The organism is Rhodococcus sp. C3V, from assembly GCF_029269915.1.
In the GTDB taxonomy this organism is placed as follows: Bacteria; Actinomycetota; Actinomycetes; order Mycobacteriales; family Mycobacteriaceae; genus Rhodococcus_F; species Rhodococcus_F qingshengii.
This window is the reverse complement of the sequence record NZ_JARJBE010000010.1, coordinates 202,054-217,418: the sequence shown is the minus strand read 5'-3', so window position 1 is coordinate 217,418 and position 15,365 is coordinate 202,054. Positions and strand designations below refer to the sequence as shown.

Below are 15,365 nucleotides of genomic sequence, written 5' to 3'. Positions count from 1 at the left end.
ACGCTACGCAGGTGCGTACCGCCAGGAAAGTCCGCCGTCACCGAGTCCCGCTACCCAGCCACCACCGAAAGGCCGACCCGTTTCCAGGGAATCTACGAGATCGGCGAGCATCGCGCTGATCGAAGTCCACTGAGGTCCGGCGGCGTCCGCGTTCTCACGGGCATACTCGGTCACACAGCCTGACAGCTCCCCTTGCCTTGTGTCGCAGAATAATTCGTATCCGTCGCGGCAGGCGAAGGTTACGTAGTCCGGAAGAAACTTTCCGATCGGGGTTCCTGCCGGTTGAGCACGGTCCGACAATGAGGGAACACTCTCCGGGACATCTCGCAGCTCGTACGCTGCCGGGGCTCTGCGGTGATTGGCCAACAGCTCGTCCAGATTGAGCATGTCGTGTTGGGGAAGGAACTGCATCCAGGCGCCGGGGGCGAAGCCGTTCTGGACCGAGTAGAGGTCTTTCAATTCGGTTGGCCATGCGATTCCGCTCAGTGCCTCGACCCGGTCGATTTCCGATTGCGCGGCTCCGGGCGCGAACGCATCCAGTGCTTGCGGAAATCCGTTTTCGGAAAACCAGGCGGCGATCCGTTCCCATTGCCGGCGCACTGATGTTGGTTCGGTCACGCTGTGAGCGTGGATACCCTCAGTCGCTTTCTTTTGCACGCCTCCTGGCCGTGGGGGGATCGTGAGGTGCCTGTCATCGCTGTAGACGTCCCGTACTTCGACCTTGTCGCCTGACTTGAAGAGATGAATCGGCTCGAATTCCGCGACAGGCCAGATCTGGATGAAAGCTTCAGGGTCGGCTTGATCAAAGTCCCTGCCGCGCACCGAGGCTCGGATGCGGTAGAGGCCAATCGGTAGGCGCTCGAGGAATCCGAACTCGTGGACCCGTTCGCCTGTCAATCGAAGTGGTGGTAGACCAGCGACAACGCTCTCGAGCGTGCCTTCTTCGATGGTCTCCCAATCATCGAGAGCGGGAATTCCCGGGTCCACATCCAGCGTGTCGACGGTGATCCGGACCGGGCCGGCGGTCGAACTCAACGCCAAGCGAGCGACAACGGGACTCAAACCGATGACCTTGCCGTAAGTGTGGACATACGGTTCACGAGGTCGCGGACCGAGAACCAGAACCGGAACTTCGAAATCGACTTTCGCCGTGGTAGCCATGTCGTCATTCTCCAGCAGTCAGCCTTGACGCAAGAACGGAACGGGTGTTCACTTCTTCACATGGCCTATCGCCGCACTCCGGCAGTACAGGAAAGACTGGACGCCCAACGCGCCCGACTGCTCGAGGCCGCCACGACGGCAGTGGCAACCCACGGCTATGCGGGATGTTCCATCGCCGCGGTGGCCAAGAACGCCGGCGTCGGCACGGGGACGCTGTATCGACACTTCGACGGCAAGGGCGAATTGTTCGCCGAAGTGTTCCAATCAGTCTGCAGCCGTGAGGTATCCGCGGCCCGGGACGCCGGAGACAATGCCCGAAGTCTGGAAGGCAACCACCGCTCCGCGGTATCGGCGTCGGTTCGGACCTTCGCCGAACGTGCCATGCGCGCACCGGTTCTCGCCTATGCCCTGCTGGTGGAACCGGTGGACCCACTCGTCGACGAACAGCGTCTCATGTTTCGCGAATCGTTCCGCGATTGCCTGGCCACCGCAATTCGTTCGGCAGTCGAATCCGGTGAGATACCGCCACAGGACGCCACTCTGACGGCAGCGTGCATCGTCGGGGCAATCGGCGAGGCCCTGATCCTTCCACTGCGCGGCGGCACCACCGATCCCGCTGCGATCGACGCCATTCTCGCCTTCACCCTTCGATCGTTAGGGAGCTTCGATGACACCCACGCATGAAGTCACCAATCAGGTTCCGCCCCTGATCGATTACGACGCAGCCGAATACGCGCCGATCCTCGAGGCACTACACCGCGAAGGAGCATCGGACGCACTCGAGGGGGTTCATCGCGTCGGGATCCGCGCCGGCAGTGCTCAGGCCCAGGAGTGGGGCGATCTGGCCGAGGAGCACCCACCCGTCCTGAGAACCCACGATCGCTACGGCAACCGTATCGACGAGGTCCGCTACGACCCCGCCTATCACCAACTCATGAGCACCGCAGTGGAATTGGGACTGCACGGCGCTCCGTGGGTTGACCCGAATCCACACGCACACCTCGTCCGCGCCGCGAAGATGGCCGTGTGGGGTCAAACCGACGCCGGTCACGGCTGTCCCATCTCCATGACGTACGCCGTGATCCCCGCGCTGCGGCACAACGCGGATCTGGCCGCGCAGTACGAACCCCTCCTGACCACGCGGCACTACGATTCGGCGCTGAAAGCTCCCCTCACCAAACCCGGATTGATCGCCGGTATGTCGATGACAGAAAAACAGGGCGGTTCGGATGTTCGTGCCGGAACCACAAGGGCAGTGCCACAATCCGACGGCAGCTACCTGCTGACGGGCCACAAGTGGTTCACCTCCGCGCCGATGTCGGACGTGTTCCTCGTCCTCGCCCAGGCACCGGGTGGTCTGTCGTGCTTCTTCCTGCCTCGGGTCCTGCCGGACGGCTCGCTCAACAACATGTACCTGCAGCGTCTGAAGGACAAGTTGGGCAATCATTCCAACGCGAGTAGTGAGGTCGAGTACCGCGACGCTCTCGCGTGGATGGTCGGCGAAGAAGGCCGGGGCGTGCGCACCATCATCGAGATGGTCAACATGACCCGGTTGGACTGCACGATCGGCACGGCCACCGGCATGCGCGTCGGCACCATGCAGGCAGTTCACCACGCGACGCATCGAAGTGCTTTCGGCGCCAACCTGATCGACCAACCCTTGATGCGAAACGTTCTGGCAGATCTGGCGGTGGAATCGGAAGCGTCGACCACCGTCGCGATGTGGCTGGCCACTCTGACCGACCGCGCAACCGCAGGCGATGCCCACGCCAGCGCACTACGACGCATTTCGTTGGCCGTGAGTAAGTACTTCGTCTGCAAGCGCGGACCGATCCACGCTGCCGAGGCACTCGAGTGTCTGGGCGGAAACGGATACGTGGAGGAATCCCGGATGCCGCGCCTCTATCGCGAGGCTCCGCTGCTTTCGGTGTGGGAGGGTTCCGGCAACGTCGCGGCGCTCGACACACTGCGGGCGATGGCCAAGCAACCCGAAACACTGCAGGTGTTCTTCGACGAGCTGAAACGAGCCAGTGGAGTGGACGGCCACTTCGATCAGGCCGTGCGAGATCTCCAGGCGGCTTTCGGCGATTTCGACGACATCGAATACCGGGCACGGAAGATCGTCGGCGACATGGCGCTCGCACTGCAGGCCTCGCTGTTGCTCCGCTACGGGCACCCCGCGGTGGCCGACGCGTTCTGCGCGAGTCGGCTCGGAAACAGCTGGGGGAGTGTGTTCGGAACGCTGCCGAGGGGCGTGGACGTCGCGCCGATCCTCGAGCGGGCCACCGTCAAGATCGGCGCCTGACCCACCCACTACAGTTTCCGCTTATGAACCGAGCCTCGAACCGCCGCGAGGCCTGGCAGCGCGTACTGCACACCCTGCGTGAATCACCCGGCCTCGGAAGGCTGGCGCTCGTCCGCTTTTCCAGCCAGTTCGGCGACGGAATGTTCCAGGCCGCGCTCGGCGGCGCAATCCTCTTCAACCCGGAACGCGAAACCGATCCGGTGGCGATAGCGGCCGGCTTTGCCGTACTGCTCCTTCCTTATTCGGTGATCGGCCCCTTTGCCGGCGCTCTGCTGGATCGTTGGGACCGCCGCCTGGTGCTCCTGTGGGCGAGCGTGCTCCGCGGGCTCTTCATCCTGACCACTGCGGTGCTGTTGGTCGCCGGCGGCGGTGACACTCTGTTGTTGACCTGTGCGCTTGCTGCAATCGGAGTCAGTCGCTTTGTCGGGGCAGGCGTATCCGCAGCCCTGCCGAAGGTCGTCCGGCAATCGTGGCTGGTGGCAACCAATTCCGTTCTTACAACCGCTGGTTCGGTGATAGCGGCCCTGGGTGCTTCGGCAGCGGTGGCGATCATCGGCATGATCGGCGCGGGGGATCGAGCGTCAGGCGCCGCCGTGGCCATCGCAGCACTGGGATCGGTGATCGCGGCCCTCGCCGCGGCCAGGTTCACCGCCCGCTCACTTGGTCCGGTCGCCGACGAAGTGGTCCGCGCCAGTGCCGTCCGTTCGGTGACGGCCGGACTGCGCACCGGGGCAACCGCTGTCTGGGAGGCGCCCGGCGTCACCACGGCGATGATCGGAATCGGAGCGCACCGCATCTGCTTCGGCATCAACACCCTCATCATGGTGCTGGTCCTACGCGACACCTCGAACGGCTCCCAATTACCTGGAGGGATGGCCGGATTCGGCGTCGCCGTCGGCGCCACGGCAATCGGAATGCTGATCGCGGCATTGATCACACCGTTCCTCATCCCGCGGATCGGTCGCTCACGGACGATCACCTACGCCCTGGTGTGCGCGGTTCTCGTCCAGCTCGTCTTCGTGACCACGCTGACTCAGGGGTCGCTGCTGATCGCCGCTTTCCTGCTCGGCGTCGCCGGCCAGTCCGTGAAACTCAGCGGCGACGCGGCCATGCAGATCGACATCGACGACGACCGTCGTGGCCAGGTATTCGCCTTGCAGGACACCGTGTTCAACGTCGCGTTCATCGGTGCGATCGCGGCAGCGTCGACGGTGATCGCACCCGACGGCAAGAGCGTCGGCCTGGCCCTTGCCGGCGCGGGTGTCTATGCCGCCGGATTGTCAGCGGTGCTGATCAACCGCAAGAAACGAGAAACTAGCCCTGCTGGGTAGCCCACCACTTCAGCAGTTCGGCTTCGGCCTCGTCACGCTCGAGCGGGCCGCGATCCAGACGTAGTTCTTTGAGGAACGTCCATGCCTTGCCCACCTGCGGGCCGGCCGGGATGTTGAGCAGCTCCATGATGGCGTTGCCGTCGAGGTCCGGACGCACGCGAGCAAGGTCTTCCTGCTCGGCGATGCGCGCGATCCGCTCTTCGATGTCGTCGTACGTGGCCTGCAGCTGCGCGGCGCGACGCTTGTTGCGTGTGGTGCAGTCGGCCCGCACGAGCTTGTGCAAGCGGGGGAGCAGCTCGCCCGCGTCGGTGACGTACCGCCGCACCGCCGAGTCGGTCCACTGTCCCTTGCCGTAGCCGTGAAAACGCAAGTGCAGGAACACGAGCTGTGAGACGTCGTCGACCATCTGCTTCGAGAACTTCAGTGCCCGCATGCGCTTGCGCACCAGCTTGGCACCGACCACCTCGTGGTGGTGGAAGCTGACCCCGCCGCCAGGCTCGTTACGCTTGGTATCCGGCTTTCCGATGTCGTGAAGCAGTGCTGCCCAACGCAATACGAGGTCCGGATCGCCTTCTTCGAGATCGATCGCCTGCTGGAGCACCGTGAGGGAGTGCTGGTAGACGTCCTTGTGCTGGTGATGCTCGTCGATCTCGAGCTTCATCTGCGGAACCTCGGGCAGCAGGTATGCAGCCAGTCCGGAGTCGACCATCATGTTGATGCCGTCCACCGGGTACATGCCGAGCATCAGTTTGTTCAGCTCGACCTGCACACGCTCGGCGGTGATTCGCTCGATCTGCGACGCCATCTCCTTGATGGCCTCGAAAACACGATTGTTCAACGTGAAACCAAGCTGCGAGACGAACCGGGCTGCGCGCAGCATCCGCAGCGGATCGTCGTTGAACGAGTTTTCCGGCGCCGACGGCGTATCTAGCTCTCCGGCCAACAGGGCGTCCATGCCGTTCAGCGGATCGACAAACGTGTAGGAACCGTCCGCGCCGATCTTCATCGCCATCGCGTTGACGGTGAAATCGCGGCGCACCAGATCGTCGGCCAACGTCGTGCCGTACTCGACTATCGGATTACGAGAGACGCGATCGTAAGCGTCGGCCCGGAAGGTCGTGATCTCGATCTCCTGGCCGTGCTTGATGGCGCTGATGGTCCCGAACTCGATGCCCGTGTCCCACTGCTTGTCCACCCAGCCCTTGAGCAGAGCCTGAACCTTCTCCGGCCTGGCGTCCGTCGTGAAGTCCAGATCGCCACTGAAGCGGCCGAGGATCGCGTCGCGAACACTGCCACCCACCAGGAACAGCTCGTGACCGGCCGCAGCAAAACGCTCACCGAGCGGGTTCAACACGTCGGACAACGTGCCGAGCGTTGCAGTGGCGTCGGCAAGCAGTCGTAGGCGGCGATCAGCATCGGAGGTAGGGACAGTCACGTGAAAGGAGCTTACTTAAGGTGCGCAAATAGCAGAACGCGCATACGAACGCGATAGACCGCTTTGCGCGGGTTACCGGGCAACGCTGCAACGCCAACTAGTATCGATGAGGTGTCTGGTGCCGAACGAACAAACAGGAGTCGCCGCAACCCGCGGCGTCGACCTGCCGTCGGCAACCCCGATAAACCTTTGATGCGAACCGTCCGTGAAACTTCTGCGGGCGGCTTGGTCGTCGACGGCTGGGGAGGACCCCCGGAACGCCTCTGCGCTGCACTGATCGGCCGAACCGACCGCCGCGGACGCCTGCTCTGGTCGCTACCGAAGGGCCATATCGAACAAGGTGAGACCGCTGAGCAGACCGCGATGCGTGAGGTCGAAGAAGAAACCGGTATCCAGGGAACCGTCCTGGCACCGCTGGGCAGCATCGACTACTGGTTCGTGACCGAAGGTCGACGCGTCCACAAGACCGTGCACCACTATCTCCTCCGCTTTCTCGGCGGTGAACTCTCCGACGAGGACATCGAGGTCACCGAAGTCGCTTGGGTGCCGCTGACGGAATTGCACTCGCGCCTCGCATACGCCGACGAGCGCAAACTCGCAGAACTCGCGTCCCAGATGATCGCCGAGATGCCGCGAACGGAAATACGGCAAGAACAGCGCCCGAAGGAACCGGACGCCGGATGAGAATGGCACTGCGGCGGGCCGGTGTGGCCGCTCTGGTGATGGCCGCTGTCGGTTTCGGGCCTGCAACGACGGCCGTCGCATGGGCAGCGCCGTCCAGCCAGCCCAGTGAGCGCGCCCCGGCGCGAAACACCAACGATGCCAAATTTCTGCAGCTGACCATCGACTCCACCGCACCGACCACGGTGACGACCACCAGCGACCGCAACGTCGTGGTCAAGGGCACGGTGAAGAACGTCGGTGACCGTCCCGTCGAGGACGTCGGAGTGAGGCTGCAACGCGCTCCCGCGATCGACTCCAGTTCGGACGTGCGCGCAGCACTCGATTTCGACCAGGCCGTTTTCGACACGGTCGGCGAATTCGACACCGTTGCCACCACCCTCGACACCGGCCAGTCCAAGCAGTTCACGCTCACCTTGCCGCTGCGGAGCACTACCGGGTTGTCTCTCGACATCACCGAACCGGGCGTCTACCCGATGCTCGTCAACGTGAACGGCACCCCGGAGTACGGCGGTGCCGCCCGACTCGACGACGCACGCTTCCTGCTCCCCGTCCTCGGTGTGCCGGCCGCAGCCGAATCGAACGCCACAGCCGGAACCCCCAGTTCGTCCGCCACGGCCGTCGTTCCCCCCGACACGTCCGCCCCGATCGGCGTCACGCTCATGTGGCCGCTGGCCGATGCGCCACGCCTCGTCGGCGGAATACCCGGCGCGGTCAACGAGCCCGTACGCCTGATCGACGACGAACTCGCCACCGAACTTTCCGACGGCGGGCGCCTGGACGCGTTGGTCGATGCGGTGGAGAACGCCACCAAGCTCGAGAGCGACACCGATCGCCGCGTCACGGATGCGCTCTGTCTGGCAATCGACCCCGACCTTCTGATCACCGTCGAGAACATGACTCGCGGATACCTCGTGGCCGACAACTCGTCAGATCCCACCGGACCGTCGCACGAAGGCCGCGGCAGCGACGCCGCCAACCAGTGGCTCGGCCGGGTGAAGACCCTCGCGTCCTCGATGTGCACGACGGCGGTTCCGTTCGCCCAGGCCGATCTCGCCGCGGTCACCTCGGTGGCCAATCCGGAGTTGACGGCTACCGCGCTCACACGGCCGGCGGACATCGTCGACAACATCCTCGGCGTGACCTCACTGCGAGATTTCGTCTGGCCGGATTCGGGTGTCCTCGACTCGGCCACCGCAGAGGTGCTGAGCGTGAATCCCACCACAGCGATGGTGGCTGACACTTCCGTCGACTCGGCAGCTCCGCAGCTGTCGTCGCGGATAACCGGCTCACTCGACGCGCTTGCCTTCGACACCTCGGCGGCAGCAGCGTTGGCCGCCACCGGCTCGGAACCGCAGGTCCCGTCGTACATCCCCGACGACACCGCGCCGACCATCGACATCGAATCGCGCAGCGCCCGGCGTCAGGACGCGCTGGGGGCGATGGCCTGGGCCGCGCTGACGCCGACGTCGCTGCCGCGCAATCAGATCTTCGCGCCGCCGCAACTGTGGACCGCCGACAGCAACGACGCCACGGCGGTGCTCTCGATGCTCGCGACCCTCATCCGGTCCGGGCTCGCCTCACCTCAGGCCTTGCCGGCACTGCTCGGCAGGCAACCGGGCGCGACGGACGCCGCCACGCTCGACTACCCGGACCGGGCTACCCAGGACGGTCCGCAGACGTCCGTCGTCGAGACCGCAACCACCCAACTTCCGCGTATCGACGGGCTCGAAGCTTCGCTCGTGGACGATCCGGCGGCTTCGCTCACCCCCCGGGGATTCACGGCGCCGCTCCGCGAAGATCTGCTCCGCTCGATGACCTTGGCCGATCGCCGCAACGTCGACTCCGCTTCGGTCAATCGGGCGGAGCGCGCTGCGACCATCCGCGCCGACAACGTCACCGAAGCCGTCGACGGGATGTACCGGGCCGTCAGTGTGGTGTCGCCGGGCGGCGTCTACACCCTTGCGTCGGGGCAGAGTCCGCTCCTGCTGGTGGCGCGCAACGAACTGCCCATCGCCATCAACGTCGACCTGCGTGTGGAAGCCCCACCCGAGATGCAGATCAGTGACATCGGTCCCAAACAGCTGCCGCCGCGAGGTAGCCGACAGTTGACTGTGCCCGCGGAAATGAACGATTCTCGCAAGCTGGAAGTCAACTTCTCGCTGACCACGACAGATGGCCGCCAATTGGGTACGCCGACCAGCGTGACCGTACGGTCGAATGCGTACGGTCGTCCCCTGGCCGCCGTGACGGCGACAGCGGGAGGGTTGCTGCTGTTCCTGGCAGGGCGACGGCTGTGGCATCGATTCAAGGGTCAGCCGGACCCAGCAGATGAAGGGTACGAACGCTCATGACCGGGAATCCACCCGAGGAGGGTCGCCGCTCGGCGATCACCCGCAAGAGTGCCACGACCCGCTCGCATCCTCGGATGCCACCGTGGGAGCGCGGTTACCCGATCCAGCCGGTCAACCCGGACGCACGTTTCGACGACGCACCCACCATGACCATCCCGGTGATCCGCGACTACCCCCGGTACCGCGAAGCCGAGATGGAGTTTGCCGACCGGGCGACGACCACGTCGGACGAGTTCGACACCGACGCCCATGTCCAGGTCGGGGAACGCAAGGAGACGAACTCTCGACTCCTCGCGGCAACGGGTTCCATCGCGATCGCGACGCTGACGAGCCGCATCACGGGATTCGCCAAGCAGTTGATGATCCTGATGGTCCTCGGCCCCGCCATCGCCAGCTCGTTCACCGTCGCCAGCCAGATTCCGAACATGATCGCGGAACTGGTTCTGGGCGCCGTGCTGACCGCCATCGTCGTCCCCGTGCTGGTTCGCGCCGAGCGGGAGGACGCCGATCACGGCGAAGCGTTTGTCCGACGCCTCTTCACGGCGTCGCTCGTTCTACTCGGCATGGCCGCGCTGCTCGCGACCCTGGCAGCACCCGTACTCACCAAATACGTCTTCCTGTCCGAAGACGGCAAGGTCAGCACCGACCTGACCACGGCGCTGTCGTATCTACTTCTGCCGGCGATCCTGTTCTACGGGCTGTCGGCACTGTTCACAGCGTTTCTGAACACCAGGCAGATCTTCAAGCCCGGAGCCTGGGCTCCCGTACTCAACAACGTCGTCGTCCTCGTGGTGCTCGTGATCTACCGCCTGACTCCGGGCGAGATCTCGCTTGATCCGGTCTCGATGGGCGATGCAAAGCTGCTCACCCTCGGTATCGGCATCACCATCGGCGTCATCGTGCAGGCAGCCAGCCTGATCCCCGCGCTTCGCCGCGAGAAGATCTCGCTCAAGCCGCTGTGGGGTCTCGACGACCGCCTGCGCCAGTTCGGCGGCATGGCCGTCGCCATCGTCTTGTACGTCCTGATCAGCCAGATGGGCATGATCTTCGCGACCAAGATCTCCTCCCACGCCGACGAAGCCGGCCCTGCCATCTACAGCCAGGCCTGGTTGCTCCTGCAGCTCCCGTACGGCGTGCTCGGAGTGACGGTTCTGACGGCGATCATGCCGCGCCTGAGCCGCAACGCTGCTGCCGACGACACCCCGGCCGTCGTGGACGATCTGTCGGTCGCAACGCGTCTGACCATGATCACGCTGGTTCCGATCATCATGTTCCTGACCTTCATGGGTCCGCAGGTCGGTGAAGCGCTCTACGGTTACGGCCGCTTCGGACCCGAACAGGCCGAACGACTCGGCACCGCCGTGAGCTGGTCGGCATTCACGTTGATTCCGTACGCGCTGGTCCTGATCCAACTTCGTGTGTTCTACGCCCGCGAACAGGCCTGGACGCCGACGTGGATCGTTCTCGGCATCACTGCAGTGAAAATCGCTTTCTCGGCGCTCGCTCCGGTCTTCGCATCCAACAGCGATCAGGTCGTGATCCTGCTCGGTGCGGCCAACGGTCTCGGATACATCACCGGCGCCGTCATCGGCGGGTACCTCCTGCACCGCAGCCTCGGAAACCTGCAGATGGCCAACGTGGGCAAGACAGTCTGGTCCGTCGTACTCGCCTCGCTAGCCGGGTCGTTGACCATGCTCGCGGTCGACCGGGTCCTCGGATTCGATCAACTCACCGAGCGTTTCGGCGGACCTGGCTCGATGGTTCGCGTCGCCGTCGGCGGCATCCTGATGCTCGCGATCACCTTCACGATTCTCTACTTCAAGAAGGTTCCGGAAGTCCTGTCGGTAACGGTTGCGGTCTCCCGCAAGATTCGTTCACTGACAGGTCGCGCCGAACCGGACACACGTAACAACACCGACGACGACGTCACCGAGCTGATTCCTGCAATCAGAACGGAATCAAACGAGCAAGAACGACCGGGTGCGCTCCCGTACCCTGGTCGTGGGCGTACAGGATCGCAACCCGCGCGTATTCGGGGACGGGCTATCGATGGAGAAGGAGCGAGGGTGAGCGACGACAACGTTTCCGGCAACAAGAGTGCCGGGACTTCTGCCGTGAAAGCGTCCGAACAGAAGTCAACGGCATCGTCGGGCACACCTGCATCCACGAGTTCCTCCGCATCTTCCGGCCAGAAGCCACAGCAGGGTCAGAAGCCACAGCAGCCCGCACAGCGACCGCAGCAGGGCCAAAGCCCGCAGGGTCAGAAGCCGCAGCCGCCGGTGCAGAAGGCCGCTCCGCCGGTACCTCCGGTCAGTGTGTCCAAGACACCTTCGGCGCCCGTGTCGAAGACACCTTCAGCACCTGTCTCGAAGACACCCGCGCCGAAGACGCCTGCTCCGGACAAGAAGGCACCCGAATCTCAGAAGACGGCTGCCGCTCAGACACCGCCCACTGCACCTCGCACACCTGCCGCCGGATCCGCATCACGACCGGCCCAGCGACCGATGCCCCGTGGACCGAAGCTCATCCCGGGCGCATCTGTCGCCGGCGGACGCTACCGTCTGCTCGCGCCGCACGGCGGAACCCGCGGACTGCAGTTCTGGGAAGCTCTCGACGTCAAGCTCGACCGTGAAGTAGCCCTGACGTTCGTCGACGCCGATCAGCGCGGTGACGACGACAGCCAGTCCGGACCGCAGGCAGTTCTCTCACGCACCCTGCGCCTGGGACGAATCAACTCGCCCGGTCTGGCTCGCGTCCTCGACGTCGTCCGCGGAAGCTCGGGCGGCATCGTCGTCGCCGAATGGACTCCCGGCCGTTCGCTGCGTGAGATGGCCGAGACGACGCCGTCGCCGATCGGTGCAGCCCGCGCCATCCGCGCCCTCGCGGCGGCTGCCGAAGCCGCTCACCGCACCGGCGGTGCGCTGTCCATCGATCACCCGGACCGCGTTCGCATCAGCATCAACGGTGACGCCGTACTGGCGTTCCCGGCGACGCTTGCCGACGCCGATTCCACCAGCGACGTCCGCGGTCTCGGCGCCATGCTGTACTCGCTCATCACGGCGCGCTGGCCGCTCGCCGATCCGTCCGCCGGTCCCGTCGGTGGTTTGCTTCCCGCCGGCCGCGGCGCCGACGGGAACATCGTCGAGCCTCGGGTCGTCCGTCCGGAGGTTCCGTTCGACATCTCGGCCGTTGCGGTTCGAGCGTTGCAGTCGGAGAGTGGAATCCGCACTGCTGCCACCGTGCAGCACATCCTCGATCAGGCGTCCGTCGTCAACGACAAGACGGAAATGATTCCGGCACTTCGTCTCGGCCACCGCGAACAGGGTGCGTCGGGTCATGCACTGAACGACCCCGAAGCCATCGAGGCCGAGAAGAAGAAGTCGACGCGGATGCTCGCGGCACTGACGGCGCTCGGTGTCTTCACCGTGATCGTCCTGATTCTCCTTGTGGTGTGGGTAGCGAGCTTCCTCTCGGGTGGCAGTAACGACACCCCGCTCAGCGAGCAGAGTTTCGGACTGACCACCGAAGCCACTGCGCCCGAGAACAATTCACCGGCGCCCGCACCGGCGGCAGCAACCGTTCCGGTAGCTTCCTCGGCCGTAACGGTGTTCTCGCCCCAGGGAACGCCGGATCAGCCGGCAACAGCGAAGAACGCCATCGACGGCAATCCGGCCACCGCATGGTCGTCGGATTCGTACTTCCAGCCGTTCCCGTCGCTGAAGAACGGTGTCGGCCTGATGGTGACGCTTGCCGATGCCGCCAACCTGAAGAACGTTGCGATCACGTCTGATTCGCCGGGAACCGTCGTTGAAATCCGTTCTGCCCCTTCTGCGAATACTTCGCTGGATCAGACCAAGGAAATCGGATCGGGTGTCCTGAAGAACGGCGTGACCGACATTCCAGTCACGTCGGACGGCTCGGGTCAGTATGTCCTGGTTTGGATTACGCAGCTCAGCACCGAATCCGGACAAAACCAGACATCCATCTCGGAGATTGCATTCACTGCCGCAAAGTGATCGCCCTTGGCCCTTCTGAAACCTACCGACTGGGCTAATATCCGCCCGTGCACAGTTATCGGGGGGGCACCGGGGGCGGAGCCGGAAAATTCGAATCCAGAAGTTTCGAGAACAAGAATCTCGAGGCGACGGATTTCGAATTGTTGACTGCTCATGTCGAGGGCGATCGGCATGCGTTCCGTGAACTACTGACCAGGCATCAGGATCATCTGTGGCACGTTGCCCGGCGAACGAGCTACTCGGACGAGGATGCGGCAGACGCTCTCCAGGAGGGTCTGCTGTCCGCGCACCGCAAGGCGGCGAAGTTTCGCGGTGACGCGGCGGTGCGCAGCTGGCTCCACACCATCGTGGTCAATGCCTGCCTCGACCGGATCCGACGCAACAAATCGCGGGCCGCGTTTTCTCTGTCTTCCGAGAATGCGGAGGAACCCCGCGATCACCGCGATTACGCGGCAGGAGTGGACATGAGCCTGACCGTCGAACAGGCACTGGCATCGCTGCCGCCTGAGCAGCGTGCTGCCGTCGTCGCCGTCGATGTCGAGGGGTATCCGGTAGCCGAGGCCGCCGAGAGGTTGGGAGTGCCCGTAGGGACCGTGAAGAGTCGCTGCGCCCGCGCGCGCAAGCGTCTCGCCGCCCAGTTGGAGGACTTTCGCGAAGGCGGGAACCATTCGTGAACCGGCCGCGTCCTATCTTGTAAGGGTCCGCACCGACTGCCGAGGGAGGGTTCATGACAGATCCGTCTGTTCGCGTTCCGTCGCCTCCGTTTTCGGAAGACCTACTCGCAGATCTTCACGCCGGGGTTCTCGATTCCGAAACCAGTGCGGCTCTGTGGCCGGTGGTACACGCAGATCCTGACGCCCATGCATTTGTCACCGCCCTTGACGGCGTCACGGCATCACTCGCGACACTGAACTCGAGCAAGGCCACTCACGAACGGATTCCGAATTCGCTTGCCGAGCGAATCAATTCGGCACTGGATCTACAGTCAGAACAGCTGGAGCCGCCAGCTGAGGCAGCTGTCGTGCCGTTCCGGCGGCGCCCACAAGCGTGGGTTCTCGGTGCCGCAGCAGCCGTGTTGGTAGCCTTCGTGATCGTTGTTGTCGGAACCCGAGATTCCGAACCTGCCGAAAGTGTTGTTGCTCAACCGAGCACACCGGCGACGTCTGCTGTCAACGATCCGGATTCGGCGTCTCTGCTCTCACTCGTCGGATCCAAAAACCTTGGACCACTGGATGATCCATCCAAACTTGCCGGATGCCTACGCGCCAACGGCATCGACGAGCGCCGGCCTTTGCTCGGTTCCGGCGAGATTCGCATCGACGGGGCGCCGGCGATAGTCCTACTCTTCACGGGATCGCAGCCGCGTCAGATCACTGCACTGACTGTCGGCATCAACTGCAGCGACGGGAATCCGAATACGTTGTCGGTCAAGAACATCGGCTGACGTCGACGGTCAGCGCGGCGATGCCGCCGGGAGTAAGAGCTCGAGGATTCTTTCGCGTAGCGCATCTGTATCGTCCTCGACCGCTATCAGACTCGAAAACATCGCTGCCCCGGCCGCCAATACCAGCACGGCCTTGGCATCGAGCAGTGCCGATTCAGGATCTTCGGCGTTCTGAAGGAACAGTTGCGTACTCGGTCCACTGAACCCGCGCCACAATTCGTTGCGCAGGTCGTCGTGGTCGCGCAGGGCCGCCAGCAATCCTGGCGACGCGGCGCGAACCTCGGGACGGGAGAAGAGCTGAGCACTTCCCTCCACCACCCAACGGATCCAGCCGTCGCGATCGGTGCCCTCGAACGGTGTCAGGTCCGGTGTCGCCCCCAGGATCGACCCGAGAACAAGATGTGCCTTCGACGGCCATCGCCGCGACATCGAGGCTCGGCTGACCCCTGCCCGTGCCGCGATCGCCCGGAGACTGAGTTGATCCCAACCGACCTCGAGGAGCATCGCTCGGGTGACCTCGAGGACTGTGTCGTCGATGCGTGGGTCTCGTGGGCGACCTGATCCTGTGGCATTCATCGTGTCGAATTGTCGGACAGATTGGGAGTAGGCGCTATATCGTCGTAGTTACGAGTCCACTG

Annotated in this window: 11 protein-coding genes; 8 read left to right on the top strand and 3 right to left on the bottom strand. The window is 64.1% G+C overall.

Annotated elements, in window-relative coordinates; genetic code table 11:
- Nucleotides 1-3: 3 nt before the first annotated feature.
- Nucleotides 4-1,161 (bottom strand): hypothetical protein, encoded by a 1,158-nt coding sequence (locus P3G66_RS24455; protein WP_276117221.1) that lies wholly within the window; start codon nucleotides 1,159-1,161, stop codon nucleotides 4-6.
- 60 nt (nucleotides 1,162-1,221) lie between these two features.
- On the opposite strand from P3G66_RS24455, the gene P3G66_RS24450 reads away from it, so the two are divergent.
- From P3G66_RS24450 to P3G66_RS24440, 3 genes are read left to right on the top strand one after another with little or no spacing between them, the layout of a single operon-like run.
- Complete coding sequence (locus tag P3G66_RS24450; RefSeq protein ID WP_218681587.1) at nucleotides 1,222-1,845, top strand: TetR/AcrR family transcriptional regulator; 624 nt, start codon at nucleotides 1,222-1,224, stop codon at nucleotides 1,843-1,845.
- Nucleotides 1,829-3,466, top strand: coding sequence for an acyl-CoA dehydrogenase family protein (locus tag P3G66_RS24445; RefSeq protein WP_218747531.1), 1,638 nt, complete (start codon nucleotides 1,829-1,831; stop codon nucleotides 3,464-3,466). Before P3G66_RS24450 ends, P3G66_RS24445 begins: the two co-directional genes overlap by 17 nt.
- 23 nt (nucleotides 3,467-3,489) lie before the next feature.
- The gene (locus P3G66_RS24440; RefSeq protein ID WP_276117220.1) at nucleotides 3,490-4,797 is read left to right on the top strand and encodes an MFS transporter; all 1,308 of its coding nucleotides are present in this window, start codon (nucleotides 3,490-3,492) and stop codon (nucleotides 4,795-4,797) included.
- On the opposite strand, the gene P3G66_RS24435 is transcribed toward P3G66_RS24440, so the two are convergent.
- Entirely contained in the window at nucleotides 4,781-6,232 is a 1,452-nt protein-coding gene (locus P3G66_RS24435; protein ID WP_276117219.1) for a CCA tRNA nucleotidyltransferase, read from the bottom strand. The genes P3G66_RS24440 and P3G66_RS24435 overlap by 17 nt on opposite strands.
- A gap of 192 nt (nucleotides 6,233-6,424) precedes the next feature.
- On the opposite strand from P3G66_RS24435, the gene P3G66_RS24430 reads away from it, so the two are divergent.
- The 5 genes from P3G66_RS24430 to P3G66_RS24410 are packed head-to-tail and all read left to right on the top strand — an operon-like array spanning nucleotide 6,425 to nucleotide 14,727.
- Nucleotides 6,425-6,916, top strand: a complete 492-nt coding sequence (locus P3G66_RS24430; protein WP_007729122.1) for an NUDIX hydrolase — start codon at nucleotides 6,425-6,427, stop codon at nucleotides 6,914-6,916.
- Nucleotides 6,913-9,267 carry a DUF6049 family protein gene (locus P3G66_RS24425; RefSeq protein WP_276117218.1) on the top strand — a complete coding sequence of 785 codons (2,355 nt, stop codon included), beginning with the start codon at nucleotides 6,913-6,915 and terminating at the stop codon, nucleotides 9,265-9,267. Before P3G66_RS24430 ends, P3G66_RS24425 begins: the two co-directional genes overlap by 4 nt.
- A complete protein-coding gene (locus tag P3G66_RS24420) occupies nucleotides 9,264-13,283 on the top strand; it encodes a lipid II flippase MurJ (protein WP_276117217.1) in 4,020 nt (1,339 codons plus the stop codon). The genes P3G66_RS24425 and P3G66_RS24420 overlap by 4 nt, the downstream gene beginning before the upstream one ends.
- A 47-nt stretch (nucleotides 13,284-13,330) precedes the next feature.
- Nucleotides 13,331-13,957, top strand: a complete 627-nt coding sequence (gene sigM / locus P3G66_RS24415) for an RNA polymerase sigma factor SigM (protein WP_074447119.1) — start codon at nucleotides 13,331-13,333, stop codon at nucleotides 13,955-13,957.
- A 53-nt stretch (nucleotides 13,958-14,010) separates the two neighbouring features.
- Complete coding sequence (locus tag P3G66_RS24410) at nucleotides 14,011-14,727, top strand: hypothetical protein (RefSeq protein WP_063315345.1); 717 nt, start codon at nucleotides 14,011-14,013, stop codon at nucleotides 14,725-14,727.
- Between the two features lie 9 nt (nucleotides 14,728-14,736).
- On the opposite strand, the gene P3G66_RS24405 is transcribed toward P3G66_RS24410, so the two are convergent.
- Nucleotides 14,737-15,303, bottom strand: coding sequence for a helix-turn-helix domain-containing protein (locus P3G66_RS24405; RefSeq protein ID WP_003942539.1), 567 nt, complete (start codon nucleotides 15,301-15,303; stop codon nucleotides 14,737-14,739).
- Nucleotides 15,304-15,365: the final 62 nt, after the last annotated feature.